General features: G+C 44.0%; 26 protein-coding genes and 1 other RNA gene. 16 read left to right on the top strand and 11 right to left on the bottom strand.

All coding sequences use genetic code 11. The features are described 5' to 3' along the window. The first annotated feature begins 6 nt into the window (after nucleotides 1-6). A complete protein-coding gene (xylB, locus tag ASG93_RS00370; protein ID WP_056829236.1) occupies nucleotides 7-1,524 on the top strand; it encodes a xylulokinase in 1,518 nt (505 codons plus the stop codon). A gap of 171 nt (nucleotides 1,525-1,695) precedes the next feature. Here the strand turns inward: xylB and ssrS are convergent. From ssrS to ASG93_RS00360, 3 genes are all read right to left on the bottom strand, one after another. After that, nucleotides 1,696-1,877, bottom strand: a non-coding RNA gene (ssrS, locus tag ASG93_RS33550) — 6S RNA. 50 nt (nucleotides 1,878-1,927) lie between these two features. Next, nucleotides 1,928-2,773, bottom strand: coding sequence for a YesL family protein (locus ASG93_RS00365; RefSeq protein WP_056827706.1), 846 nt, complete (start codon nucleotides 2,771-2,773; stop codon nucleotides 1,928-1,930). 364 nt (nucleotides 2,774-3,137) lie between these two features. After that, nucleotides 3,138-4,748, bottom strand: coding sequence for a DEAD/DEAH box helicase (locus ASG93_RS00360; protein WP_056827703.1), 1,611 nt, complete (start codon nucleotides 4,746-4,748; stop codon nucleotides 3,138-3,140). 280 nt (nucleotides 4,749-5,028) lie between these two features. On the opposite strand from ASG93_RS00360, the gene ASG93_RS00355 reads away from it, so the two are divergent. The 5 genes from ASG93_RS00355 to ASG93_RS00335 all read left to right on the top strand — a co-directional run bounded on the left by ASG93_RS00355 (nucleotide 5,029) and on the right by ASG93_RS00335 (nucleotide 9,094). After that, on the top strand, nucleotides 5,029-5,565 hold the full coding sequence (locus ASG93_RS00355) for a DUF4178 domain-containing protein (protein ID WP_056827701.1): 537 nt from the start codon (nucleotides 5,029-5,031) through the stop codon (nucleotides 5,563-5,565). A 50-nt stretch (nucleotides 5,566-5,615) separates the two neighbouring features. Next, complete coding sequence (locus ASG93_RS00350) at nucleotides 5,616-6,308, top strand: DUF4247 domain-containing protein (RefSeq protein WP_056827699.1); 693 nt, start codon at nucleotides 5,616-5,618, stop codon at nucleotides 6,306-6,308. 183 nt (nucleotides 6,309-6,491) lie between these two features. Next, on the top strand, nucleotides 6,492-7,313 hold the full coding sequence (locus ASG93_RS00345) for a YitT family protein (RefSeq protein ID WP_056827697.1): 822 nt from the start codon (nucleotides 6,492-6,494) through the stop codon (nucleotides 7,311-7,313). Between the two features lie 1,069 nt (nucleotides 7,314-8,382). After that, nucleotides 8,383-8,577 carry a hypothetical protein gene (locus ASG93_RS00340; protein WP_029193437.1) on the top strand — a complete coding sequence of 65 codons (195 nt, stop codon included), beginning with the start codon at nucleotides 8,383-8,385 and terminating at the stop codon, nucleotides 8,575-8,577. 280 nt (nucleotides 8,578-8,857) lie between these two features. Further along, entirely contained in the window at nucleotides 8,858-9,094 is a 237-nt protein-coding gene (locus ASG93_RS00335; RefSeq protein WP_056827695.1) for a twin-arginine translocase TatA/TatE family subunit, read from the top strand. A 43-nt stretch (nucleotides 9,095-9,137) separates the two neighbouring features. On the opposite strand, the gene ASG93_RS00330 is transcribed toward ASG93_RS00335, so the two are convergent. Beyond that, nucleotides 9,138-10,292: an MFS transporter gene (locus ASG93_RS00330; RefSeq protein WP_056827692.1), complete on the bottom strand. Its 1,155-nt coding sequence runs from the start codon at nucleotides 10,290-10,292 to the stop codon at nucleotides 9,138-9,140. 109 nt (nucleotides 10,293-10,401) lie between these two features. Here ASG93_RS00330 and ASG93_RS00325 point away from each other — a divergent pair, with 109 nt between their 5' ends. After that, nucleotides 10,402-11,583: a putative glycoside hydrolase gene (locus tag ASG93_RS00325; RefSeq protein WP_056827690.1), complete on the top strand. Its 1,182-nt coding sequence runs from the start codon at nucleotides 10,402-10,404 to the stop codon at nucleotides 11,581-11,583. A 63-nt stretch (nucleotides 11,584-11,646) separates the two neighbouring features. Next, nucleotides 11,647-12,600 (top strand): D-2-hydroxyacid dehydrogenase, encoded by a 954-nt coding sequence (locus ASG93_RS00320; protein WP_056827688.1) that lies wholly within the window; start codon nucleotides 11,647-11,649, stop codon nucleotides 12,598-12,600. A 55-nt stretch (nucleotides 12,601-12,655) separates the two neighbouring features. Here ASG93_RS00320 and serS read toward each other — a convergent pair whose 3' ends face one another. From serS to ASG93_RS00295, 5 genes are all read right to left on the bottom strand, one after another. Then, nucleotides 12,656-13,939, bottom strand: coding sequence for a serine--tRNA ligase (serS, locus tag ASG93_RS00315; RefSeq protein ID WP_056827686.1), 1,284 nt, complete (start codon nucleotides 13,937-13,939; stop codon nucleotides 12,656-12,658). 306 nt (nucleotides 13,940-14,245) lie between these two features. Then, entirely contained in the window at nucleotides 14,246-15,214 is a 969-nt protein-coding gene (pfkA, locus tag ASG93_RS00310; RefSeq protein WP_056827684.1) for a 6-phosphofructokinase, read from the bottom strand. 37 nt (nucleotides 15,215-15,251) lie between these two features. Beyond that, entirely contained in the window at nucleotides 15,252-16,277 is a 1,026-nt protein-coding gene (locus ASG93_RS00305; RefSeq protein ID WP_082614689.1) for a tetraprenyl-beta-curcumene synthase family protein, read from the bottom strand. Between the two features lie 31 nt (nucleotides 16,278-16,308). After that, entirely contained in the window at nucleotides 16,309-16,941 is a 633-nt protein-coding gene (locus ASG93_RS00300; RefSeq protein WP_056827680.1) for a hypothetical protein, read from the bottom strand. Nucleotides 16,942-16,969: 28 nt separating this feature from the next. Continuing rightward, nucleotides 16,970-17,284 carry a hypothetical protein gene (locus tag ASG93_RS00295; RefSeq protein WP_056827678.1) on the bottom strand — a complete coding sequence of 105 codons (315 nt, stop codon included), beginning with the start codon at nucleotides 17,282-17,284 and terminating at the stop codon, nucleotides 16,970-16,972. A 227-nt stretch (nucleotides 17,285-17,511) separates the two neighbouring features. Here ASG93_RS00295 and ASG93_RS00290 point away from each other — a divergent pair, with 227 nt between their 5' ends. The 7 genes from ASG93_RS00290 to ASG93_RS36990 all read left to right on the top strand — a co-directional run bounded on the left by ASG93_RS00290 (nucleotide 17,512) and on the right by ASG93_RS36990 (nucleotide 24,041). Next, complete coding sequence (locus tag ASG93_RS00290; RefSeq protein WP_056827676.1) at nucleotides 17,512-18,846, top strand: hypothetical protein; 1,335 nt, start codon at nucleotides 17,512-17,514, stop codon at nucleotides 18,844-18,846. A gap of 22 nt (nucleotides 18,847-18,868) precedes the next feature. Then, entirely contained in the window at nucleotides 18,869-20,053 is a 1,185-nt protein-coding gene (locus ASG93_RS00285; RefSeq protein ID WP_056827674.1) for an MFS transporter, read from the top strand. Between the two features lie 25 nt (nucleotides 20,054-20,078). Continuing rightward, nucleotides 20,079-20,768 (top strand): ABC transporter ATP-binding protein, encoded by a 690-nt coding sequence (locus ASG93_RS00280; RefSeq protein WP_056827672.1) that lies wholly within the window; start codon nucleotides 20,079-20,081, stop codon nucleotides 20,766-20,768. Beyond that, nucleotides 20,765-22,114, top strand: a complete 1,350-nt coding sequence (locus tag ASG93_RS00275) for an ABC transporter permease (protein WP_056827670.1) — start codon at nucleotides 20,765-20,767, stop codon at nucleotides 22,112-22,114. The genes ASG93_RS00280 and ASG93_RS00275 overlap by 4 nt, the downstream gene beginning before the upstream one ends. A gap of 13 nt (nucleotides 22,115-22,127) precedes the next feature. Beyond that, nucleotides 22,128-23,228: an efflux RND transporter periplasmic adaptor subunit gene (locus ASG93_RS00270; protein WP_056827668.1), complete on the top strand. Its 1,101-nt coding sequence runs from the start codon at nucleotides 22,128-22,130 to the stop codon at nucleotides 23,226-23,228. Nucleotides 23,229-23,313: 85 nt separating this feature from the next. Next, complete coding sequence (locus tag ASG93_RS00265) at nucleotides 23,314-23,961, top strand: nitroreductase family protein (RefSeq protein ID WP_056827666.1); 648 nt, start codon at nucleotides 23,314-23,316, stop codon at nucleotides 23,959-23,961. Continuing rightward, nucleotides 23,961-24,041, top strand: coding sequence for a hypothetical protein (locus ASG93_RS36990; RefSeq protein ID WP_156410784.1), 81 nt, complete (start codon nucleotides 23,961-23,963; stop codon nucleotides 24,039-24,041). The genes ASG93_RS00265 and ASG93_RS36990 overlap by 1 nt, the downstream gene beginning before the upstream one ends. A 152-nt stretch (nucleotides 24,042-24,193) precedes the next feature. Here ASG93_RS36990 and ASG93_RS00260 read toward each other — a convergent pair whose 3' ends face one another. Both ASG93_RS00260 and ASG93_RS00255 read right to left on the bottom strand, forming a co-directional pair. Further along, complete coding sequence (locus ASG93_RS00260; protein ID WP_028556542.1) at nucleotides 24,194-24,391, bottom strand: cold shock domain-containing protein; 198 nt, start codon at nucleotides 24,389-24,391, stop codon at nucleotides 24,194-24,196. A 127-nt stretch (nucleotides 24,392-24,518) separates the two neighbouring features. Beyond that, complete coding sequence (locus ASG93_RS00255; protein WP_056827664.1) at nucleotides 24,519-25,235, bottom strand: class I SAM-dependent methyltransferase; 717 nt, start codon at nucleotides 25,233-25,235, stop codon at nucleotides 24,519-24,521. 254 nt (nucleotides 25,236-25,489) lie between these two features. Between ASG93_RS00255 and ASG93_RS00250 the strand changes: the two genes are divergently transcribed. Continuing rightward, nucleotides 25,490-25,681 carry a hypothetical protein gene (locus tag ASG93_RS00250; RefSeq protein ID WP_056829234.1) on the top strand — a complete coding sequence of 64 codons (192 nt, stop codon included), beginning with the start codon at nucleotides 25,490-25,492 and terminating at the stop codon, nucleotides 25,679-25,681. The last annotated feature ends 121 nt before the right edge of the window (nucleotides 25,682-25,802 follow it).

The following is a 25,802-nucleotide window of genomic DNA, read 5'->3' as shown; positions in this document are numbered from 1 at the left end:
TATTTCATGGGCATAGATTTAGGAACTTCTGCAGTCAAATGCATCCTTGTGGATGACTCTGGTCAGGTGATTGGCAGCCATAGCGTCCCATATCCGCTTCAGCAGCCCCATCCAGGATGGGCGGAGCAGCATCCAGAGGATTGGTGGAACGCTACAATTAAGGGTATCCGCGCTCTTTTAGAGAAAACAAGCGTCGCTGGCGAAGCCGTCGCTGGTATCGGCTTCTCCGGCCAGATGCACGGGTCGGTATTCCTGGACGAGGCGCAGCAGGTCATCCGGCCTGCGCTGCTTTGGTGTGATCAGCGCACCGCGGAGCAGTGCGCTTACATCGAGTCGACCGTCGGCGAAGCCGAACTCGGACGACTAACGGGCAACCGGGCGCTGACCGGCTTCACCGCGCCCAAGGTCATTTGGCTCCGGCAGCATGAGCCGGAGCACTACGCGCGCGTTCGACACCTGCTGCTGCCGAAGGACTACGTCAGGCTGCGCCTGACGGGAGCGTTCGGCATGGACATGGCCGACGCAAGCGGCACCCTGCTGCTGGACGTCGCCCACCGCAGCTGGTCGCAGACCGTCACTGAGCGGCTGGACATTCCTATGGAATGGCTGCCGCCGCTCTATGAGTCCGGCGACGTGGCCGGACACCTGCTGCCGGAAGCGGCCAGCCTAACCGGTCTAGCCGCAGGCACGCCGGTCGTCGCTGGCGGCGGCGACCAAGCTTGCGGCGCCGTCGGCGTTGGCGTTGTGCGCCAAGGCATCGCCTCTGTGGCGCTCGGCACGTCCGGTGTCGTCTTCGTTCACGACGACACCTACCAAGTGGATGAAGCTTATCGGCTTCATTCCTTCTGTCACGGCGTGCCTGGCAAGTGGCACCGCATGGGGGTCATGCTGGCCGCCGGCGGCTCGTTCCAGTGGTGGCGCAACCACTTCGCGCACGAAGAGCTTGAGCGTGCGCAGCAGGAAGGCAAAGACGTCTATGAGATCCTGACGTCTGCAGCAGCCACAGCTCCCCTCGGGAGCGAAGGCTTGCTATTCCTGCCTTACTTATCCGGGGAGCGGACACCGCACCCCGACCCGAAGGCTCGAGGCGCCTTCATCGGTCTTAACCTGCGGCACGAGAAAGCACATCTCACCCGTGCCGTTCTCGAAGGCATTACCTTCGGGCTCCGCGACTCCCTGCAGTTAATCCGCGAGTCCGGCATTGAAGTCACCGAACTTCGCGTGAATGGCGGCGGCGCCAGAAGTCCGTTCTGGCGTCAAATGATTGCTGACATCTTCGGTATCCCTGTGGTCACTGTTAATTCCACAGACGGCCCTGCCTATGGGGCTGCTATTATGGCTGCTTCCGGCGTACTGCAAGAAGATATGACTACACTTTGTGAGAAATGGATCAAAGTTACCGACCGCGTAGAACCAAATGTTGATAATCAGAAACAGTATGACGCCTACTATCAAATATATCGCGGTCTTTACGGAACACTTCAGAACACATTCCATCAGCTAAGTGATTTGGCTGGTCATTGATGAGAAAACCTCTATCGAGGTCATTCACGGATGAGTGACCGCGTTCAGATGTAGGTTTTATCGCCAATAAGAAAGCGGTTTTCGGGAACCGAAAATTTATACTTTCTTATGTTGTAATAAATTAAAAAGAGGTTGAACAGGAATCTACCTGTTCAACCTCTTTTTAATACAAAAAAACCCGCCTATGCCGTCCGGTTTTGGTGCTTCAAACCCGCTCTCGCAGGTGGGTGTCCGCAGAGGTGTATTTGAGGTCCCCTTTCGAGGGCATGTCAGCCACACTTCAATGTAGGTCTCCCTAGAAACAGTCATTGGTTTAAAACAACTTAAAACCGTTACGTACATCGCAGGATTCTTTTGTATTTCTTATTATAGTGCCGTACCGGTTGATTATCAACTGGTAGGTTTAGTCTCTAGTCTTTTCATTCTCATCTTTTTTATTCAAACTAATTTCTATCTTACTTTCTTCTTCACTTTCAGGTATAGCTTCTGCATTACTTTGTGCTTCCTCTTCTTGCGCTTCAGCCAGCCTCTGCTGTTCCTTCTCTTCTAGTTCTTGCTGCTTCGTTTGTAGTTTGGTGAAGCTGCGGTTAAACTGCCAGAAAGAGAAAGTCGCCATAATACTTCCCATAAAGAAAACGACAAGGAAGAAATTAAATTTGGTCAAACAAATGTAAAGGATGGCTCCGTTACAAAGCAGCAGAACAATCGAATTGATTGGATTACCAATCGTAATCAATACAGCATTCTTCAAAATTTGTAAAACCTTCATATGCAAATGAACCATAATTGAAAAGAAATTGAACAAAGAAATGGTGATAATGACCGTGAAAGCAATAAACAATACGGCCAATAATTTCAACGAACTTCCCTGCTTCAAATAAAAGAAGTAGTTCACTGCAATGATAACGAAAATGATTACGAAGAAAATGCCGCCAACCATGCTCTGTAGGTAGTTTTCTTTATATCCACGGAAAAAAGTTTTCAAGAGTGGTACATCTTCTTCACCTGTAACCCATTTCCGAGCTACAGCAAACATCGCGGAAGTTGCAGGAAATAAAGTAAACGGTGCCAAAATGGCGATAATGGGCAGCGATGCCTTCAATGCATCAACAGATGGACTCACCAAGCCCATAAAAGCAAAAAAGAAAACCGGAACCGAACATAGCATCCAAAGCAGATTAATGACCGACAAACGCATAATCCACTCCGATATTCTGTACAGTCCTCCCATAACTCCTCTAAACTCCAAAACTGCTTCCTCCTTAGCGTTTCCTTCGGGAAACTTTCTACGTTGATTGTTAAAACGCATTCATCTTAAGTTGTCTTACTTTTTCATTGGTTTAATTATAGCCTATTTTTAAACATATAGGTAGACGTCTAGTCGTTCTAGGTTCTTTTACATAGTATAGTATTGTCAATAAGCACTTCCCCCAAATCATTATTCAGGAGGTTGATACTATGTCTCATCCAGTTGGAACATCCGCAGGTGCCATTTTGGTTCTCTTCATCCTGCTCGTTATCATCACTAGCTCTTTTGTAATCTAAATCATATACCCATGCTAAAAAGGCGAAGATCCTTCTGGATCTCCGCCTTCTTTTTTGGGGTTTAACCTTTATTTATTCACTAGTGTATCTTCGCTCTTACGAGGAGCTCTGGAACGATCGCGGTTCCCGGAGTTGTTGCTTCCGTACTCACGGTTTCTGGAAGATGAACTGCTTCCACCTTCTCTGTTTGAACCATAATCTCTGCTATCTTTACGCGGGTAACGGGAGTTCGAGCTGCTGGAACCAGCACCGGAGCTGTATCCGCCACCTTGACGACGATCTCCTGATCCTGAACTTGAGCCATAACCGCCGCCAACTCGTCTGCCTGAGCTGCGAACATCGAATTTTTTCTTTCTTGCACGAATCGGATCTTCTGGTGTTAACTCAATATTTGTTTCCTTTTTGTCCCCTGTCAAAAGCTTCATAGCTGCTGCAAGGAGATTTACGGAATCATATTGTTCTAACATTTGAATAGCTAGGCCTTTGAATTCTGCCTGAGTATCATTTTGAAGCACATCAAGGATACGCTCAGCTGTCATTTTTTGTTTACCTTCAATGGCTTCAGCCAAGCTAGGTAATGGTTTTTTGTTAATTTTGTGACGAGTAACTTTCTCAATAAAGTGCAGGTGATCGATCTCTCTAGGTGTTACGAAGGTCCATGCTGTACCTTCTTTACCAGCGCGGCCTGTACGACCGATACGGTGGACATAGCTTTCTGGATCTTGCGGAAGGTCAAAGTTAATGACATGAGTAACACCGGATACATCTAGACCACGCGCAGCAACATCTGTTGCTACAAGTACATCAATGCTGCCGTCACGGAATTTTCTCATCACGTTATCGCGTTGATTTTGGGATAAGTCACCATGAAGACCTTCAGCTGCATAGCCTCTTTTTTGAAGAGCTTCTGCCAATTCATCAACCCGACGTTTAGTACGACCGAAGATGATGGCAAGATCTGGAGCTTCCATGTCGATCAAACGGCTAAGTGCTTCGAACTTTTGTTTTTCGTGCAATTCGATATAAGCTTGATCAATCAAAGGCGCACTAACTTGTTTCGGGATAACCGATACATGCTCAGGGTTACGAAGAAACTGTTGTGCCAATTTTTGAATATTCGTTGGCATTGTTGCAGAGAACAACATCGTATGACGCTCTTCTGGAACCAATTTCAAAATGGACTGGATATCATCCATGAAGCCCATGTCAAGCATTTCATCCGCTTCATCCAGAACCACTGTTTGTACATCGTCTAATTTGATTGTTTTGCGATTAATGTGGTCAAGTAGACGTCCCGGTGTACCGATAATGATTTGCGGCTTTTTCTTCAATGCACGAATTTGTTTAACGATATCCTGTCCACCATAGATGGGTAAGGAACGAATGCCTTTGAAACGACCGAGTTTCTCAATCTCTTCCGCAACCTGGATGGCAAGTTCCCGTGTAGGACACATGATAAGAGCAGAAATGCGCTCTTCTTTCATATTGATTTTGTGAATAAGCGGAATACCGAAAGCAGCTGTTTTACCTGTTCCTGTTTGCGCTTGCCCGATCAAATCCCGGCCTTCCATAGCCAAAGGAATCGTTTTTTCTTGGATCGGTGTGGACTCTTCAAAGCCCATCTCCGTAATAGCGCGCAAAATCGTTGGTTCTAAACCAAACTCTTGAAATGTTTTCAAATATATTCAATCTCCTTTTGTACAGGGCAGGCTAATGCCTTGTATCTTTTTTACCCTTAAGTACGACTTCCTATCCGTGTCTATAGTTTTATTGGTGGAATACACTTTCGATTTATCATCTTCCATGATCCAACTGGCCGCCCTTAAGAACATCTAAAATATTATAGCACAACTCATACACACATTTCCAGTAGCGTCTTACATAATGAGAACGAAACCTAACGCATAAGCTAAACGTATTACAAGGTAGAACAATAAACGGAATAGAGGAGAGTTTTCAATGTCCATATTTAAACGAGTTAGCAGCATCCTGCGCAGTCAAAAACAAGAACCAACAACAACACCTGCAGGTAATCCACTTGAAGATACCCGAGTTGGGGATATTGTTAATGTAGACTTAGAAGAGTATGTTGTTTCCGGAAAGGTCATTTATTTTGACCGCGGGTTTGCTCCACATCGTTACGCTTATTATTTACAAAGTGGCAAAAATATTCAGTGTTTGATTGTGGAAAAAGGGCGAACCTATGACTGCTTCCTTTGCAGCTTTGTCGAAGGTGCACTCGATGATCCGAATGATGTCCCTACTCGTTTGGAGCTTGACGAAGATGTTACCTTCGAATTGGAGTTTCATCGTAATGACGTCACTCGGACGGAAGGAAACACCGACTTCCGCAGCGGAGATGATTGTCTCTTTTGGAGATATTTTGGACCGGACCATAGATTCTTCTTTCTTCAATGGCAGGATGGCAAATTTATTGCTCTAGAAGGAGAGCGTACGCCGGGCAATCAGATAAAATTTTTGAAATCGACGCCCTAGACAACCTATGTTATCATTAGTAATGTTTGGAAAGGAGGGATTACTGAAAAGTGAAAAGATGGACTTCATGGGTTTCTTTCTTATTGATCATCGCCCTTCTTACCGCGTGTGGCGCTGATGCCGGACGTTATATCAAAGATCAGTATCCGTTAGTCAGCGTGGATGGCAAAGGGAGCAATCTCTCCAAGGTTTATTTAGTTGAGAACAAAAGCGTTCCGGCTGTATCTGCTGAACTAGCAGCAAAAGAGTCACCGAAGGAAAAGAGCAAGGAATCTGACGATCAAATGTTCCTTGTTTATAATGATAAGGTTATTAACGTCCAAAAGGATCCAAGTGATAGTAAAAACTCACTTGTCCAGATCGATAGTATTGAATATGCCAAATCACATTACGACTCCTCGTTCTTGCAAGGTTATTTGACAGCCACTCTGCTTCAATCCTTATTCGGTGGGGGATGGTTCAATAATAAACGTCCTTATGATGACTATAGAGGCTATACCCGGACACCGACTTATAATGCAGGCGGCGGTAAGGCGACTGCGCCAACAACGGATGTATCGAAGGATAAGCAACCAACAACGTCAGATCGAACGGGCAGTTTCAAGACCGGTACAGGCACGCCAAATTCAGGCAGCAGCTCTACAACACGTAAAAACGACGGCTCGACTACAAATAAGGTAACAAAACCTTCAACCAGTGCGCCAAGTACCTCTAAAAAGACAGGCTCTTTCAAAAGACGCTGATTATTTATTCTCTATAAAGCTGTTGTCCATGAATTGGACACAGCTTTTTTTCATCCTAATAAAAGGATTCACTTATTTGTCATTAATATCTACTTAATTGAACTAAGGTAAATTATGATTGAAGTTTTAGAAGAATGAATTATACTTGCTTTATGCTGCATACTATTTTAGAGGTGATTTTTTTTGAAAAAGGCGCTAGATGCTTTCATAATTCTAGTTGGCGCACTGCTTGTCGCGGTTGGCTTCAACATGTTCCTCATTCCTCACCAACTGCTTAGCGGCGGGGTTTCTGGATTTGCCATGATTATTGGTTATTTTACGAATTTTAACATTGGTTTCTTGTATTTATTGTTTAACCTGCCATTGATGATTTGGGGATTGGTTTCAATTGGACGCAGATTTATTATGATCAGTGTAGCGTCTGTCATACTAACGGTATGGTTGATGCAAATTATACCAACAAGCTATGTCGCGCAGGAGCCCATTCTCGGTGCAGTCTTTGGAGGCGTACTCATTGGTATAGGAAGCGGTATCACCTTAAGAATAGGTGGCTCAAGTGGAGGCTTTGATATCGTCGGCTTGATTTTGACGCGAAAATTTGATTTCCCTCTTGGCACCATTCTTTCATCAATGAACGGTATTGTTATTGTTGCACTTGGCTATTTCAAGCACAATTGGGACCTCGCTCTTTATTCGATGCTTGCCATCTATATTAGTGGCAAAGTTGTAGATACGATACATATTCGCCATGTCAAAGTGACAGCATTCATTGTAACGAAACAAAAGGATGAGTTGATTAACGAGCTGCTTCTACTGCCTAGAGGTGTTACTTTAGTTAAGACAGAAGGCGCTTATACGAAACAGCAGCATGATATGCTCATGACCGTCACTACACGCTATGAACTCGTAGAATTAAAACGAATTATTAAGAAGATAGACCCGAAAGCATTCGTGAATATCGTTGAAACCGTTGGTGTTGTCGGGGAATTCCGCAAGCTTAAGTGAGAACAAACCTCAGGCTCTGCCTTATGTCCTTACTGTAACTCATACTTTTGTACATGGGGAGGGATGGATGTGGTTTCCAAGCGCTGTTGAAGTCAAGTTATTTGAAATGATTAGGCGGTAATATACGACTGGTACTTGGCGGGTTTCTTTGAATGGGGCTACTCGCTGTTCTCCGGTATACAAGAAGGCTTTTGCGTTTAGTAGTTACATCCCCTTAGTACTTCAATACCTTCGAGGAGAACGACTATTCACTCAAATCCACAATAACTGCGAAAGTGCAGGTATTTTTGCTAAAATCGATTAAAAAGAAGAAAAGCCTGCGATTATGCAGGAATTTTTTAGCTTTTCCATCCTGAAATAAGAAATGACCGTAAAAGCCTGCACAATTGCAGGAATTTACGAATAGGAACTATTTCAAAAAAGAAAAGCATGTATTATTGCAGTTATCACAACCATAGTCACTTCTTCTCGTTAAAGCTCGTGCCAACCCAAAACATTTATATTTTCTTTTGAGAAAACGTCTTACGTAGTCCTTGAATACAAGGCTTACAACATGCTTACTTGTTTCCTTTTTCTCCAACGAATAAGAAACCGAAACCGTTAGAGAAAATAGTCACTTACCAAATGGCTTTGGATATATCCACATTCTCACTCGGCTCAAGCTATGTCTGTAGCTAACGATGCTAAACAGGCGGTAAGCTTCGCTTGTCCCAAACCCCAAAAATGTATAAACCCCTTTTTTTGGGGGAAACCCTCTATCAAGGCTATTCAAAAAGAAGAGCGACCGCGCTTAACAAAGAGAGACTTTAGTCTCCGACCAAAGATCCACATATGCGGAGAGACTTTGGTCTACGACCAAAGATCCCTATATTAAGAAGGATTTGTCGCCAATAAGATAGTTATTTCCGGAAATCGAAAACTATCTTTCTTATATGGAGAGTAATCGTGCAATCCGCCTCTTTATTCCAAGTTGAATTGTGTTATAATGATAATAATTTCATATAGTTCTGGTTTTCATCGTGAGTGGTTCAGGCGTAGTTCTTATTCTAATCTTTTGATTGGAAGGGTGATGCTTGTGGAGACAGTCAAATTATCCAGGATTGTAATGAAATTAACACCCGAGTTGTACCCCTTCTTAACCAGCTATGAGCTGGACTCCGAGATCGTCCTCCGGTTTGGCATTGAGGCGCTCGAAGCAGAAGATGTCATGGAAATTATTCAGTTCAGCATTACGGAACATCATAAAGACGCCCTTTATCATTAAGGGGCGTCTTTTTCTGTAGATAAGACTTCCATGCCGCGTTGCGGCACCACTGATGAATGAAAATCTTTAATTTTCAGGGCAGAAAGTATAAGTGTTATACTTTTGCTTCGCATCTACCTTGACAAACGCGCTCTTCCCAGAAGGACGACGTAGTCGTTTATCCTGGGTTAACTATCGCTTTATTCAATTAATGTTATTGAGTTTGTAATAATTAGGGTATATAGGTTATGATAAGATCATGGTATACTAGAACTAAGATAAACTAATGGAGGTGTCTGGAATGGGAGCATTATCTCCTTGGCACATCATCTTAATTGCAATTGTTGCCCTTCTTTTGTTTGGGCCTAATAAACTGCCTGAACTTGGCAGAGGTTTTGGCAAAATGTTTCGTGAATTTAAAGATGCAACGAATGGAAATAGCGGTAATACAGCTACTGATGATCAGCCTGTACCGGTTCGTAAAGAGATTAATCCTGCAGAAGTCACGAAAACTGAATCAGGACAAGTTCAGAAATAAGTCCAAACACCCGGCTAATTTGCTACCGGGTGTTTTTTTACGTTTAGCTTCTTCTACGCATTACAGCTTGAGTACCGAAGAACATGCCTGCTGCTATGGCCGACATGACTGATGCAAACACATACATGCTTGCGCCTCCCCACTGCTCACTCAACCATCCGCCGACCGAACCGCCGATAATGCCTGCTAATCCCATGAACACCATCGCAAGAATGGATTGACCCGTTGAGCCAAATTGCTCCGGAAGAAGTCGCACGACATACTGTACAGCAACGATCCACAGAACAGCAAAGGTGACCATATGTGCCGTCTGCAAACCAAGAAGCACCCATGGATCGCTGAAGAGTGTGTAGAGTAACCAACGCATCGTGTACAAGACCGAAACGAGGCCTAAGATGGTCAGTTCATGATAACGATGTATGTACCGATTGATATAGGCAAATACCGGAATTTCTGTGCATGCCGCAATGGCCCATGCCCAGCTGACCATAGAGTCCGTAGCACCTAATTTATTCAGATATAATCCTAATAGTGCATCGTTCATTCGATGTGGAATGGATATCATCAGAACCATGACCATAAACCATAAGAAGTTTTTATTTTTGAAAATAGTACCGATCGTACTTAATGTTATTCGCTGTCCGCTGCCCTTCTCGTCTTTGATAAACGCAAGCAGTAGAAATGGGAAGATCCATAACGCCCAATAAAAATAAGGTATGTTGGCTACTCCGCCTAATTCTTCGAGTAAAAGACCTGAAATTAAAGCAACACCCGAGAATCCGATAGAACCCCATAATCGGACGGATCCATACGACATCCCACGCTGCGCAGTTGATTTGACAACCAAATTGTCGATGAGTGGAATCGATGGCAGCAAGAAAAAATAAAGCATTAAAATAAATCCCAGTGTAAGCCCGAAGCCTTTTGTTAAAAACAAGCCTAAACTTCCTAGTAAGGAAAGGCTCCAAAGTAAAAATACGATATTCCTTACCGAGTTGAATCGGTCGCTGACATATCCCCAGAATGGCTGTGCGAATATGGAGACGAATGGACCAATCATCATTAAGAGTCCAATCTCGCTAGCTGAATAGCCCTTACTTTGCAAATATAAAGGTAAATAGGGCAATAAAATAGCACTAGATGCATAGTAAAAAAAGTTAACGCCAGATAATGAAATAATTTGTTTATCAAGTTTCAATGGGCGACTACCTTCTTTCTACATAACTTTACAAATTTCCTCTGTGCGTAGTTTCCCGCTTGCTTTATAATAAAAGCTAGAATCAAAGATTGGAGAGGACTTATACATCATGGAAATATTACTTGCTTCACTTGCCCTAATCTGGGGCAATGTAACGGCCGCTAACCCGGATGCCAGCTTTGAACAGCTCGTGCAAGCTTCTCTGAATGCAAAGAATGCCGTTGCGATCGTTCAACCCAATCCGTCCCAAGAGATGGATCCACTCGCTCCAGTTAACAAACAGGACCCACAGAAGGATGCTCCCATTGTTAAAGGTATTTACGCAACAGCCCATAGTGCTGGAGGTTCACGTCTAAACACACTTGTAAAGCTCCTAGACGACACAGAACTTAACTCAATGGTTATCGATGTTAAGGATGATTGGGGTTACATCACTTGGCAAACAGGGAACGCAGAGCTTGAGGCGATGGGAACGACAGAGAAAATTATTGGTGATATGCCTGGTTTAATGAGTACCTTGAACGAACATCACATTTATCCAATTGGCCGTATCGTTGTATTCAAGGACACGGTTCTTGCCAAGAAGAAACCAGAATGGTCTTTCGTCAACCCAGATGGAACTCTATGGGGCAACGGTAAAAACCCGCCGGACAGCTTCGTAAATCCGTATAACAAAGAAGTATGGGATTACAATATCGCAGTTGCTAAAGAAGCCGTAAAAGCTGGATTTAAAGAAATTCAATTCGACTACGTCCGATTCCCGGAAGGTTTCGAGAAAAGAGCTGACATTCTCAAGTATACCAAGGATGAACGTTCACGTATTGATGCTGTTGCTTCCTTCGTCAAATATGCCAAAGAACAATTGCAGCCGCTTGGTGTTCGTGTATCTGTTGATATTTTTGGTTATGCGGCCTCTGTTCCGGCAGCCGAAGGCATTGGTCAAGATTTCGAGAAAATCTCTCAAAATGTCGATGTCATCGCTCCCATGATTTATCCAAGTCATTACAGCACAGGCTGGTTTGGCTCCAAAGTACCGGATGCAGCACCTTTTGTCACTATCGATGGAGCATCTAAGGACACAATCAAGAAGCTGGAAGCCATTGACAAGAAAGGTTGGAAGCCGGTTGTTCGACCTTGGATTCAAGATTTCACAGCTTCTTGGGTGTCTGGCTATATCAAGTACGGTAAACATGAAGTGGAAGAACAAATTCGTGCGTTGAAAGAAAACGGCGTGAATGAGTTCCTCCTATGGAACGCCAATAACAACTACACACCCGATGTGAAATACTAAGATGGAGACGCCCTGAGAGCCTAAGAGCTCTCGGGGTGTTAACATTAAAGGAGTTGAAATGCAATGAATATTGTCGCCATTACTGGGATGGATTTGACTTCCATGCAAGAGCAGATGCCGCAAGACTTGAAGGAACGCTGCCAATTTCGTTGGTTTAAATCTTCAAGTGAAGCTGGTGAACATATTGCAGATGCAGATGTAATTATCACGGCTGGCCGCCTGAATCCGGACGCCCTCAAACAGGCGACCAAGCTGAAATGGATGCAAACCATATCTGCCGGCGTTGATAAACTCCCACTACAAGAGTTAGCCATGCGTAATGTCATACTGACCAATGCCCGTGGGGTACATACGATCCAGATGAGTGAATTTACGCTAAGTCTCATGCTGCAATGGGTTCGTAAAGCGAATCTTCTCCATGAGCGTCAGCAAAGTAAAGTATGGGACAATCAAGTCAGTTTCGATGAGCTTTACGGTAAAACGATTGGCATTATTGGTGCTGGTGCAATCGGCGAAGCTGTTGCTCGCAAAGCTAAGGCCTTTGATATGACTGTCATTGGTTTGAATCGTTCCGGTTCGCCTGGGCCAGCTTTCGATTCGACGGTCTGCGGAGAAGAAGGTTTAACGACTTTGCTTTCACAAAGTGATTTCGTCGTTCTTCTACTGCCTAGCACAGCTAAAACGCGAGGCTTCTTGACCAAAGAACATCTTCGCTTAATGAAACCAAGTGCTTTCTTAATCAATTTGGCTCGCGGTGATGTCATTGATGAAGAGGATTTGATCCATGCGCTGCAAGAAGGCAAGCTGGCAGGTGCTGCACTCGATGTTTTTGAGCAGGAGCCTTTACCGGCAACTTCTCCCCTATGGAACATGGATAATGTTATCCTTACTCCGCATATCGCTGGATCTTCCGCTCACTACACAGAGCGAGTTTCCACCATTTTCTATCATAATGTGAGAGCTATTTTAGATGGCACCGAAATGATGAATGTCGTTGATTTAACAGAAGGTTATTAATATACGATAACGTACCCCCTCCCAAAGTGGAACTTCTAGAGATGGGTACGTTATTTTATTTATTCGGAATGACAGCAAGCCCTCTCATATAAGGTCTCAGAGCTGCTGGCAGATATATTGAACCATCTGCTCGCTGATGATTCTCAAGTAATGGAATTAGAATTCTAGGTGTGGCTACAGCCGTATTGTTCAGGGTATAGCAATAACGCAGTTCACCGTTCTTATCTCTATAACGTAAGCCGCTGCGGCGAGCTTGAAAGTCAAGAAGGCTTGACGACGAGTGCGTTTCGCCATAGCTATTCCGGCTTGGCATCCATGTCTCAATGTCATACTGCTTGTAGTTTTTGGCGCCCATATCTCCAGTACATACAGCAACGACACGATAAGGAAGCTCAAGTAAATCTAGAATATCTTCGGCATTCCGTGTAATTTGATCTAACATTTGATCAGCAACAGCGGGATCATTCTCACAAAGAATGACCTGCTCAACTTTGGCAAATTGATGCACACGATATAATCCTCGTACATCTCTACCTGCCGAACCGGCTTCTTTACGGAAACAATTCGATACAGCTGCCAGTTGTATCGGCCCCTTCGATAAATCTATTATTTCATCCGCATAATAGGAAACCAACGGACCTTCCGATGTGCCAACTAACCATTTATGTTCATCCTGCAATTCATAGGTCTGGTCCTTCCCGGCGGGGAAGAAGCCCGCATTCTGCAGCGTCTCTTCCCGCACCATCAGAGGGACATCCATCACCGTGAAGCCTCGGTCTGATAGCAGATCAAGAGCAAGCTGTTGAACAGCTCTGTGTAAGTATAGTCCCATCCCTTTGAGGTAGTAATTCCGGCTTCCAGCCACCTTCACTCCGCGGGGGAAATCGAATAAATCCAACTCCTCACCGATTTGCATGTGATCACGAGGCTCAAATTCAAACGAGGTAGGCTGACCCACTACTTTTCGTACAACATTATCTTGATCGGTAGCCCCGATTGGCGTTTCAGGTGAAGCGAGATTCGGTACCGCAAGCATTAGCTCCTTGAACCGATCCTCCAGTTTCGCAAGCCCCTCTTCGTACTTCGTCAATATTGGGTTCCAGCCGCGAACCTGATCTTTCAAAGCTTCGGCTTCTCCCTTTTTCTGATCAGTCATACACTGCGCAATCTGAGCAGATGCGCGATTCCGTTCTGTACGCAGCTGATCCACTTGTTGATGCAGCAGCCTTTTCTTCTCATCTACCTCAAGCAGCTCATCAAGGGGACATTCTACTCCTTTATTTTGGGCCGCTTCCTTCACTTGATCCTGATGCATTCGAATCCATTTGATATCCAACATACCGCTCACCGCTTCCTTTTCTACTATTGGAAAAAGACAAAGAACGCCCCTGTCCGATTGGGACGAGGAGCGTTCTGCTCGCGGTGCCACCCAACTTGATGATGACATCAATATGTCATCATCCGCTTGGTTCCGCGATAACGGGCGGTGCCGGTTTATTTAGAGTAGAGCGCAGTATCCCGCGCCTTACCGATCATGAACGTCTCCGAGTTGGATGCTCTTCACAGACCTAATGTCGCTTTGTATTTGTTCGATATTATAAGCGAAGATATGATACAGGTCAATAGCGTTTGTTCCAATGTAGACCTACTGGGATAAACGACTTGCCAATTCATAAAGTTCTGTATTAAAAGGACGCTTTGTTTTGACAACTAAATCAATATCGGTAGCTACTAGTTCCCCTTTAATCACACCGCATGCTTTGGAAGAATCGCCTTCCATGAGCTTACGTACTGCGAAATCACCGAGACGGCTTGCCAAGATTCGGTCATTATGCGTAGGAGCTCCGCCGCGTTGAATATGGCCAAGAACAGTTACACGAGGCTCAATACCAACAGACTCGTTAATCTGCTTAGCAATCCCATCACCTGTTCCCGCTCCTTCAGCAACGAGAATAATACTGTGACGTTTGCCATGGGAGAAGTTATCCTTCATACGGTTAGCCACTTCATTAATGTCGACTTCAACCTCAGGAACGATAATCGTTTCCGCACCACTAGCTAATCCAGCGTAGAGCGCGATCTCACCGCAATGACGTCCCATGACTTCTACGACAGATGAACGTTCATGCGATGTCATCGTATCACGAAGCTTATTGATCGCATCCACAACAATGCTTACTGCCGTATCAAAACCGATCGTAAAATCAGTGAATGGGATGTCATTATCAATTGTACCAGGCAGACCCATCGTTTTGATGCCCAACTTGCTTAGCTTATTGGCACCTTGATAAGATCCATCTCCACCAATAACGACTAATCCATCGATACCGCGTTTACGTAAGTTTTCGGCTGCAATTTGTTGGCCTTCTAGCGTTAAAAACTCTTTGCAGCGAGCCGTTTGTAGAATGGTCCCCCCACGTTGAATGATATCTCCAACACTGCGCAAATCCATTTGGCGAATATCATCGTTAATTAAACCATGGTATCCACGTTGTACGGCATAGACTTCGAGACCATGGAATAACGCGCTTCTTACTACCGCACGGACGGCAGCATTCATTCCCTGAGAGTCTCCGCCGCTTGTTAGAACGGCAATTGATTTTACTGCTGACATTTTTTCATATCCTCCTTCAAATTCTTCTGAATGTCATTCATGATGACGTACGGATGTACATGCTATTTAGCCAGAAAAATAACCGGGTTAATGGACTATTTTTCATAAGACGCTTCGATATTTTCTTCACTTGGTATTGGCCGTTGACCTTGGGATCCGACAAATAGAGCGCAAGCAAACCTTCGATTATCATACGATGAAATCGCGGATGTTCCAAGAACAAAATTTTGCTGCGAGCTTCTTGCACGATAAAGGCAATTCTCTCAACGGTTGCTTCCATAGATTCATAATAACTGCAAAAGTTCAGGTCACCACCCAAAATATCTTCTTCCTGGTCGATTAAATAATCAAGTAAAATATGCAGCGCGCACACATAGGGGAAATAAGCCTCCCGTATCGAATCGACCTGCTTTTCACTCAAATGAGGATCACAAGCTGCAAGGAAAAGCATAAACATGCCTAACGTTGAACCAGTGGCTGCCGCAAATTCATTCCAAGAAATTTGGCTGTACCTATGATGATGTTGATCCCACCACTGATGAAGCTCAGGCTCCCGCATATCCTTGCGAATATGCTTGTACACTTGTAAATCACAGTATAAGGCCACGAAATCTCGCACCTGATCGGTTACTTGTGTATATGACGGAAGCAGACTAATACAAGACTGACACTTTTGGACGAGTTCTGTTAAATAGTTTCCGTCCTCTTTCTCTTGTCTGTATGCATAGTAATCGTTCAAAGGCTTAGAAGGATCAACAGCATCCAACATGGATTGGTGCAATTGACGGAAATCCTGCGGGTCCAAGGATGTGCTGCGATCACAGAGATTATCTAAATAATCGCTAATCGTTTGGAAAGCAACAATAAGCGGGATGAGTACATGACGCATCGACAAATTAGCAGCCGCATAAACAGCGCCACCTTGACAATGAAATTGTTTCGTTGCGATGCTGGCTAGTGCTTGAGTGCGCAGCTCGTTATCTGGTATATTTCCCGCCTTTGATTTCCATATGGAAAGCTGATCGCTTACGTCCGGTAAAATATATCGGTACACCCTGACCATTAATCGTATTGGGCCTTGTGGAACCTTTGTGCTACTTCTGTCCAATTGCTTCAAGCAAACTTCCTCCACAACTTTGTTCATAGCAATACTGCAACAATAACTGCATTTCATATCGTTGAATATGCCGCAACCATTGATCAACAATAGGATTTTGAACCAAGGATACTTGTAACTCTACGATATCGATGAATACACAAGGAATCCATTCCGGAGAAGTAATAAGCACTTCAAGCTTCTGACGAAGGGCTTCATTGTCCAAATCCGCCAAGTCCTTTACTGTCAAATATTCACTTACACATTGTAGTAAGTTAGAGAAAATAGGATGATGACCGACATCGTTGAACCAATACTTCGCATTGCTGTAGTCCCCCTCCATCCGATGCATCAGTGCATGCCAGTAGCTGCCTGTTGCATTCGTGATTTCCTGGGCAATATCATGGGATTTATCTAAACTCTCATTCAGTAAAAAAAGACCCGCTTTAATCGCCATTCCATAAGACTCTTGCCCCGGACTGCCTTGGGTCATCATTGCTGGGACAAGCGCTTCAATGCGTGCATCCATGCTTCCATCCCATTCTTCAATCGGATATAAAGCAGGCAGATGCTCCAAGAGCGGCTTTGCAATAGCTTCCAGCCAGTTATCCCCATCCTTATTGCTATGCATGCAGTCATTCTCCCTTCATTGACAACCATTATTGGTGGGTTTTCGATTCCAATTCCTGATTTGCCCGGAACCAAAGATGAAGATCATTTATGATAGAAGCTAAGTCCGCAATTTCGGAATTCAAACGGCATGATGTGGGAAAATCGTCTTCCTTGTCCAGCAGATTCTGTTTGTAAATAATCGTCGTCTCTAGCTTCATAATACGGTCAGGTATTGCACCGCGAATTTGTTCCCAATGTAATAAAATATCAACTCGCACACTGGACGGATAGGAATCCCACTCTACTTCTAACACGGGAATCTCAATTCCGAGTCTAGCATCATACTGGAAATAGCAGCTCATTCTTTCTGTTAAACCTCCTTGCAGTAAAAACCGGCTGCGACTTATTCAAGAAACATTCTACCTTTAAATGTATCACTTCAAACCTTGGGTTTCCAGTTAAAATTGTATGTCAACCTGATTTCATTTTCTGGTATACTTAAATAACGTTTTTAAAAGGGGATTTTTAGTAAAAGTTAATCTTACGAAGCTTGTTTTGCTAAAGCAAAACTCGAAGGAGTGCGATTTGGATGACCGCTAAGACAGTAAAAGAAAACATCACATGGAAGCAGCTCATCTCCTTTTTCCTCCCCCTAGGCCTTTCTGCAACACTAGTTACCCTCTCGCATGTTATTATTAACAGCACCTTGGCCAGGGCCGATAATCCGGAAGTGGTCATTGCCAGCTATGCGCTGCCTTTAAGCTTACTTGGCCTAACCGAAAAACCTGTTGTTTTGCTGCGGCAAGCTTGCTCCGCTCTTGTAAGAGACCGCATCTCATTTCGAGCCATGGCAGCAGTCAGTACATATGTTTTCGCGTGTATCATCCTAATTGGTCTCATTTTATGTTATACGCCTGTTGGTGAATGGGTATTTCTTTATTTTTTTGGAGTTGAACGTGAGCTATTAGACACAACACTTAGTGTATATCGCATCTTGATGTACGTAAGCATTTTCTCAGGACTGCGGTGCTTATTTCACGGTATCATTATTTTTAATATGCGGACCAAATGGTTGACGATTGGTATGTGTGTGCGAATCATCGCTATGTATTTGTTATCGTTATATTTTATTACGACAAATAATGTTTCTAGCGGCCGTGTTGGGGCCATTATTTTCTTAGTGGGAATGATGATTGAAGCTATGGTTGCTGTATGGGAAGGAACTAGCTTACTTCGAACCGTCATTCCAGAGAAAGCGCCTAATCATCCGATTGAAACCAGACAACAAATTTTCAGCTTCTATAAGCCCCTTCTGTATTCTTCGATCATTGCCGTCGTTATTGGACCCTCTATAAATGCCATACTTGGAAAAACAACGCATATTCATTTAGCGATCTCCTCTTATGCGATTGCCGGTTCTTTGACTCAATTGGTGTTGAGCTTCTTTTCTTACATTCATCAAATTGTTTTGAATTTCTATCGCAAAGATGCCAGAACCGTCGTCCGTTTCGTAATCGTTCTTAGCTTTATTCCAGGAGCACTCATCGCCATTCTTGCCTATACAGCTCTGGGGCCTTGGTTTATGACACATGTCATGGGTGTTAATTCTGAACTGATGCATGCAAGCTTACTTGCCATGCGTGTATTTATGATTATGACGATTGTATTCCCGTGGTTGGATTACACGAACGGTATTATTATGCTAAGAGGCCAAACGAAAATCATGGTTTTCTCTCAAACAGCGAATGCTATCGTAACCGTGTTAACCTTATTCATCGCGATTTCCAATGTACCCGGTTGGAATGGCTTGATCGGTGCTCTCGCGCAATCTGTTGGTATGCTGGCTGAGCTTCTCGTCGTACTCTTTGTACTCAAACGAACATCCGAAAATGGACCAACGAATTTTTCTACAGAAAATTTGTAAAGAAATCGAGTGATAACTACTGATGAAAACGTCTATACCTACAAAGCCACAAGACCATCTACTCAAATTGTTCACGTTCTCCTTTTTTATGACGATGGGGATTGTCGTTACTTTTTTCCCGCTTTACTTTGATTACAAAGGATATTCCAAGCTTCAAATCGGTTTGTTGTATGCCATTGGACCCCTGATTGGGATAGCGACCAACTTGCTGTGGGGATTCCTTAGTGATCGCTTCCAAACGGTTAAGAAAATCATGATCATTCTGATTATTGGGCAGCTGATCACTGCCATCTTGGTATTTACTGCGGGTTGGTTCTCCCTGCTGTACATATGCTTAGCGATGTTTTTCTTTTTCCAGCAGCCCGTAAATTCATTGAATGACAGCCAGTTAATGCTAAGTATTCGAGAAAGCGGTAAGAGCTATGCCTCCTTCCGCGTCTGGGGGTCCATCGGTTTCGCCGTATCTGCCGGAGGTTTTGGGTTAATTCTTAGATATTACGGTACAGGGCTCACACCGATACTATGCCTACTTACGATTAGCTGCACGTTAGTCATTATCTTTTTGCTAAAAGATGCCCGTCAAGGTGGCAAAAAGATGGCATTCGGGGGCATGCTCGATATCATTCGCTCCAAGAAGTTCATTTGGTTTTTAGTGTTAGTTATCATTATGTCCGTTTCTCATCGTTTCAACGATGGATTCCTAGCCCTGTACATGCGCCAGCTTGGGGCATCTGATTCCCTGATTGGCTATGCTTGGATGACCTCAGCGCTTAGTGAAATACCCGTGTTTTTCTTTCTGAGCAAGCATGGACATAGATTCAAAGAATTACCCCTGCTTGCCTTTGCCGGAATCATATATGCCGTACGTTTCTTCATTATGGGTTCAATTCAAGATCCTACTTGGGTAATTGGGGTTCAATTGTTGCACAGTTTAACATTCGGCATCTTCTTATTCACGGCTAATCGCTATATTAGCCAAATTATTCCTGATGAATATCGCTCCTCTGGGCAAGCCATCTTCGCTGTGGCATGGTCAAGTATTGCAGGACTAATTAGCGGCACGCTGGGCGGTTGGATTTTTGATTTAGCTGGTGGAAGCACAGTCTATGTCATTGCAGCTTGCCTATCGATCGTCGCGGCTATTGGTTTTCTGGGCACGCATATTTTTCAAAACGATGAAAGTGAAAGCATGCCAAGTGGTCGATAAGTTTTAAAATGAAAGGGATGATCACGTGTTAGCCATTGAACGGTTATCTCACAGCTTCCGCACAGGCCAAGAAGAAACGCCCGTTCTTCATGAGCTTAATTTCCGAGTAGAGCAAGGAGAAATGGTTGCTCTGCTCGGAAGTTCAGGCTCAGGGAAATCAACACTGCTAAATTTGATGGCAGGCCTAATGAAGCCCACCCGTGGAAGTATTTTAATCGCAGGACAGGCTATTGAGAAAATGAGCGAAAACCGCTTGGCGGAATTTCGGCGGACTCACATCGGATTCATCTTCCAATCTTATGAATTAATACCACATTTAACCGTTCACGAGAATGTAGAACTGCCACTCGTATTCCAAAGTGTCGCAAGTCAAGATCGTAAACAAAGAGCGATGGCTCTCTTAAATCAAGTAGGCATAGGCGACAAGTCAGATATGTTTCCGTCACAGTTATCTGGGGGACAACAACAACGTGTCAGTATTGCCCGCTCCTTGATAACGAATCCCGCTATCGTCTTTGCCGACGAACCAACAGGTAATCTGGATACGAAGACAGAGAAAGAGATCATCGATCTACTCATTGACTTGAACAAGAATGGCATTACGTTCGTTATTGTTACCCATGAGCATGAAGTTGCACGCAGAACGCAGCGCATTTTGCAGCTTCGCGATGGTTATTTGCTGGAAGGAAATGAGCAGGAAGGTGAAGCCGGATGAAACTTAAGGATTACCTTCGTCTTGGCTGGGACCAACTGCAGCGACGCAAGGTTGTGACAGCGCTTTGTACCGTCGGAATTGCCATTGGCTCGGCTTCCATCATGGTTGCTCTTGGCTTTGGCGAATCAATTCAACACTACAGTCAGAAGCAAATGAGCTTCTATCTCAAAACCGATGAAATCACAATCGTTGACCAAAACAGCGATCCTAACAGTCCTTCTAAAGTTACGTCAAGTAAGCTCGATCTCATTCGTACCTTTCCTCATGTTAAATCGGTTGCGAGTTTTCAAGATTTAGGACAGTTCAGCTTCACTGTCGATGATGGCAAACAAAGCTACCTTAATCTCAAGGCAACAGAGTTGAGTACTTTAGAAGACTTCGACTCCAAGTTCCAACAGGGCGGGGCAAGTGATCAGGTCAATAATATCGTTCTCAATTATGGGGCTACACTTGGTGTCTTGGATGTAAAGACGCAGGAAGTACGTAATAAACTTATGCAGCAAAATCCTAGCAAGGAACAGTCCGAAACCTACCGTCAAATGGGTGCTATTCCTTACCCCCTATATCAAAAGCAAATCTTACTAAAAACGAATAATAACCAAGAGCAGCCAGGTAACCAATCAGGGACGAACACCATCCAACCAAATGAGTTGACAGTTCGCGTCATTGGCGTACTGAAGAAGCCTGATGGATTGCCAGAATCCATGCTGCAAGGGAACAAGACCGCTTATGTATCCCCTGAAACAGGTCTCATAATCCTACAAGCCCAAAACAAGTCCTCAACGAATAGACATGTTCAATATTCAGAAGTTAGGGTCAAAGTAGATAGTAGTATGAATGTGAAACAAGTAGATGAAATGATTAAAAAGCTACAACTCACAACGCAGACTAATTTGTATCAAGAAGATCGCATGAAAGGCGAGTTCGCCATTGTTAGATTACTGCTCACCGGTGTTGGCCTTTTTGTTCTCTTCGTAGCTTCCATTTCCATCGTGGTCGCGATGACAATGTCCACTCATCAGCGCAGGCGACAGATCGGAATCATGAAAGTACTTGGCGCAAATTTGAAACAAATCCGCAATATGTTTATCGTTGAATCTTCACTTCTAGGCATGCTGGGTGGCTTTGTAGGTATTTTGCTTTCTTATTGGGTCATTTGGGGAATTAATTTGATCATTATCCGATTTGGTTCCAATAGAGGGGATCCCGTGGAAATCTTATTTATAAGCTTATGGATTCTTCCTGTCGGTATGTTTTTTGCGATTATGACAGGCGTTCTTTCGGGTTTATACCCGGCAGTTAAAGCTTCTAGAACCGATGCACTAACAGCAATTAAACGAGAATAGGAGATTGTTTAGCATGAGGAAAAAGAAAACATGGATGCTCATTCTAACGGCAATCATTGTCTGCGGCATTAGCAGCTTTCTATACATATCAAGCCATCCTAATCAAAAGAACACAAAAAATGCCGATGCAAGTGCTGCGTTCAATGCCCTGCAATTCAAAGTTACCAAAGAAGATTTGGTAAATAGCATTGAAGTAAAAGGGAAGTCTTCCTATGAGAAGGAGACGCGCGTTTACGCACCCTTCAGCAGCGAAATAAAAGCTTGGCACATAACAGACGGGGCTCAAGTAAAAAAGGGACAGCCGTTGTTTGAGCTTGATGCCACACCGCTAAGAAGTGAAATTGCTGCCCTGCAATCTAACTTGAAGAAACAAAAGTTGGAAGCCGACCTTGCCAATTTCAAAGCTTCTGGACCTGGGGGGGATACTGGTAGTGTAGCAGGTGCTATTAGTGAAGATGATGCCCGCCAGCGCTTTGCCGCGTCAGAAGGACGTAAAATTCAAGAGCAGTTGAATGCGGTTAATGATCAATCCATTCAATTGCAATTGGCTAAGAAACAAGAGAAAGTCGAACAAGCTTCCTTCGTTGCGCCTGAGAATGGCATCTTCTTATTCGAAGACTCCTCCAAAATTCCAAAATCTGTCGAGGAAAGCGTACGTATCGGTAAAATCGTAGATTTGACGAAATTACAGTTGGTTTGCACGGTTGGTGAATTTGATGTATTTCGAATTAAGCCAGATATGCTCGTACAAGTAAAAGTAGATGCACTCAAACAGAAAAAGCTTCAAGGCAAGGTTGAAAAAGTATCCAAATTTGCCAAGTCTGGCACGGAGCAAGGCACTAGTTCAGCCCAATTCGAAGTTACCATTTCTTTAGAACCAAATGAGCAGCTAATAGCCGGTCTCAGCCTCTCAGGAACAATAGAAACAGATAAAAAGCAACAAACCATTGTCGTACCTACGCTAGCAGTACTGCATGAGAAAGAAGTCTATTACGTGATGCTGCAGACTCCTCAAGGTGTAGAACGCCGTGAAATTGAGATTGGGTTGGAAACACCAGAGAAAACCGAGGTGCTAAAAGGGTTGAATGAAGGCGACACGGTTGTGCTGCAATAGCAACTCCTTTATAATAAGATAAAGATTTAGTACCAAGTAATAAAATATGCACATTTTAAGCAGCAAAGGCAGGTAGTTGTTTTTTATGAATTATGAAGATTTTAAGACGATTGTACTCGAACGCCGCAGTGTTCGAAACTTTACAGAGCAAGAAGTTGCTACGGAAGATATTCGTGAAATTATCGACTGCGCCAGATATGCACCCAGCGATACGAATTCCCAAACCTGGAAGTTTATTGCGATAAGAAATACAGAGAAAATCAAACATATCGAACAATTGACCTGGGACCAACTCCATCTCCGTGCGGCGGCTGCCGAGGAAAAGGGTCTTTCACGTGAAGCCCGCTTATTGGTGAAGTCATTCGGTCCCTATGCTACAGCATTCTCCGATGCTCCCGTTCTTATCATTTGCTTAGCAACCCCTTATGAATCAAAGTTCCGTGATCGCATTTTTGATCCGATTCAGCTCGTCGAAGACAACGTATGGGCCGAAGAAGGCATTAAAAGCTCCTGCTTAGCCTCTCAGAACCTGATGCTCGCAGCGCACGCTAGAGGCTTGGCAACCTGCCCGATGACGGGCCCGGTGCTGCTTGCCCAAGATGAGATTCGAGCTTATCTGGACATTCCGGAAGAATGTCAGATTAATATGGTTATCGCCCTAGGTTATCCGAAGGATCGCCCAGGCAAACTCGCACGCAAAGAAATTGATGATATTCTTCAAATTATCGACTAATAGGATCAAGGAAAAACGACTCCGTCGTCTCTCACGTCAATGACGCCGGTTTCTGGATGGTCAAAGAATATCTCGGTTAAAAAGCCTGTACATCTCCTCTTGGGAAGTGTACAGGCTTTTTTCACTTGTAAAGCGGTCAAAACGCAAAAAAGACAGCCCCGAGTGGATACGGGCACTGCCTTTTGTTGTTTGTGCTATGACACTCTATTTATAAGTGGGAAGTCCCAGTTTCTTATAATTTGGTGACGTTAGCTGCTTGAGGACCACGGTTGCCTTGAGTAATATCAAACTCAACGGATTGGCCTTCTTCTAATGTTTTGAATCCTTCGCCCTGAATTGCGGAGAAGTGAACGAATACATCGTCGCCTCCATCAACAGAAATGAAACCGTAGCCTTTTTCTGCGTTAAACCATTTAACTGTACCCTTCAAATGAACAACCTCCTAAAAATATCGCCATCTATGACGAATAAGGAAATTATACCATTATCAAGGGGATAAATCAACGAAAAAAACAGTGTGGATAAGCTAATATTTGTTGATGTACCAACGTTTTCCACTATGCAGAAGGGCCTTTAATTATGCTTAAATATTCATGAGAATTTGGCAAAAAAGGCAGCCCCGCTTCCCGCTTTTGGACCAAGTAACCTTCATTTGTGAGCTCATTTATTAATTCTGACAGCTTGCTATATTCGACTTGCCGAAAATTCAATAACGGATATATACGCACTTCGCCACCGAGCTTACAGACACGAAGCAGTTCCTGGGCTGCAGCTTGATGAAAAGCATAGTCGAATTGTTCCTCATACAGAAAGAGAAAATGACTGCATAAAACGAGATCAAAACTGGCTTCTTCAAAAGGAAGTGAAGGAAGACAAGCAGCATGATACCTGGAAGCAGCATCTTTACTCGAGAAATCATTTACAAACTGCTTTAGGCCCTTGACGCGTCCAGCTTTGTGTTTGGCAACAGAACCATAATACGTCCAATCATACACATCAACCAACTTAGCCATCTTGGCTGCAACAAGCTCGATCTCTTGCAATCCATGCTCAGCAATCGCCTCAGCAGATTTCTCATACAAAGGATCAGCCGCTTCTGAGAATATACCTAACTGCCGCGCTTCTGCCGTGAACGAAGATGCACCGCCGGCAACGTCTAAGACACGTTTACCCATTAAATGATCCGTCTGCAAAATAAACATTTTCTCATACTCTGCGTACGATCTTGAGGTCATTGCAACCCCAACCTGTTCATAAATACGCCTTTGTTCCATGCTCATCTCTCCTCTGCTCGACTCTTTGGTCTTACCTAACTGCCTCATAGCCCATTCCCTATGGAAAGGATTAGGAGGATTTTATCATAGGACCCTGATGGCAGGCAACAAGAAATTGACAGCTGCTTGTTTGGAAATCGCCACTTTTTGTGGTACGATTGCTTATATCTTTGAGCTCAGTGCAGAAACGAGGAAAACAAGTGTCAAATCAACCTTTTAAGAAACACGTTATTTACAAAAAAGATAAATGGAATATGCTGAATGTCGAGGTACAAGGAAGCAAAATCGTTCTGACCGAAATAACCGATCAATGGGGCGAAGAGTGCCACACCTTCATCGGCCGGCCAGCTATGTTACACTGGGCTAACGAGCGGTTTGCCAAAGACAAATTTGAAGGTACAGATGAAGAATGGCAAGCCATCATGGATGCTTTCAAACAAGTTTAATTCTTTGGTCCAAATGCCTTGACTTTCACATCCACCCTTCTTATAATTAAGTTATAAGTTCATACGTATCACTCCAAAGGGGAGTAGCTGATACAGTAAAGTCGTCAATTCGGATCCTCAT

This window comes from Paenibacillus sp. Soil787 (assembly GCF_001429545.1).
In the GTDB taxonomy this organism is placed as follows: Bacteria; Bacillota; Bacilli; order Paenibacillales; family NBRC-103111; genus Paenibacillus_E.
This window is presented reverse-complemented; position numbering and strand designations above follow the sequence as displayed.

Excerpts from the sequence above, each read along its gene's own strand:
- xylB (WP_056829236.1), top strand. The coding sequence starts at position 7 with ATGGGCATAGATTTAGGAACTTCTGCAGTCAAATGCATCCTTGTGGAT.
- ASG93_RS00355 (WP_056827701.1), top strand. The coding sequence starts at position 5,029 with ATGTCCATATTTAAACGAGTTAGCAGCATCCTGCGCAGTCAAAAACAA.
- ASG93_RS00340 (WP_029193437.1), top strand. The coding sequence starts at position 8,383 with ATGCTTGTGGAGACAGTCAAATTATCCAGGATTGTAATGAAATTAACA.
- ASG93_RS00335 (WP_056827695.1), top strand. The coding sequence starts at position 8,858 with ATGGGAGCATTATCTCCTTGGCACATCATCTTAATTGCAATTGTTGCC.
- ASG93_RS00325 (WP_056827690.1), top strand. The coding sequence starts at position 10,402 with ATGGAAATATTACTTGCTTCACTTGCCCTAATCTGGGGCAATGTAACG.
- ASG93_RS00320 (WP_056827688.1), top strand. The coding sequence starts at position 11,647 with ATGAATATTGTCGCCATTACTGGGATGGATTTGACTTCCATGCAAGAG.
- serS (WP_056827686.1), bottom strand. The coding sequence starts at position 13,939 with ATGTTGGATATCAAATGGATTCGAATGCATCAGGATCAAGTGAAGGAA.
- pfkA (WP_056827684.1), bottom strand. The coding sequence starts at position 15,214 with ATGTCAGCAGTAAAATCAATTGCCGTTCTAACAAGCGGCGGAGACTCT.
- ASG93_RS00305 (WP_082614689.1), bottom strand. The coding sequence starts at position 16,277 with ATGGTCAGGGTGTACCGATATATTTTACCGGACGTAAGCGATCAGCTT.
- ASG93_RS00300 (WP_056827680.1), bottom strand. The coding sequence starts at position 16,941 with ATGCATAGCAATAAGGATGGGGATAACTGGCTGGAAGCTATTGCAAAG.
- ASG93_RS00295 (WP_056827678.1), bottom strand. The coding sequence starts at position 17,284 with ATGAGCTGCTATTTCCAGTATGATGCTAGACTCGGAATTGAGATTCCC.
- ASG93_RS00290 (WP_056827676.1), top strand. The coding sequence starts at position 17,512 with ATGACCGCTAAGACAGTAAAAGAAAACATCACATGGAAGCAGCTCATC.
- ASG93_RS00285 (WP_056827674.1), top strand. The coding sequence starts at position 18,869 with ATGAAAACGTCTATACCTACAAAGCCACAAGACCATCTACTCAAATTG.
- ASG93_RS00275 (WP_056827670.1), top strand. The coding sequence starts at position 20,765 with ATGAAACTTAAGGATTACCTTCGTCTTGGCTGGGACCAACTGCAGCGA.
- ASG93_RS00270 (WP_056827668.1), top strand. The coding sequence starts at position 22,128 with ATGAGGAAAAAGAAAACATGGATGCTCATTCTAACGGCAATCATTGTC.
- ASG93_RS00265 (WP_056827666.1), top strand. The coding sequence starts at position 23,314 with ATGAATTATGAAGATTTTAAGACGATTGTACTCGAACGCCGCAGTGTT.
- ASG93_RS00255 (WP_056827664.1), bottom strand. The coding sequence starts at position 25,235 with ATGGAACAAAGGCGTATTTATGAACAGGTTGGGGTTGCAATGACCTCA.
- ASG93_RS00250 (WP_056829234.1), top strand. The coding sequence starts at position 25,490 with ATGCTGAATGTCGAGGTACAAGGAAGCAAAATCGTTCTGACCGAAATA.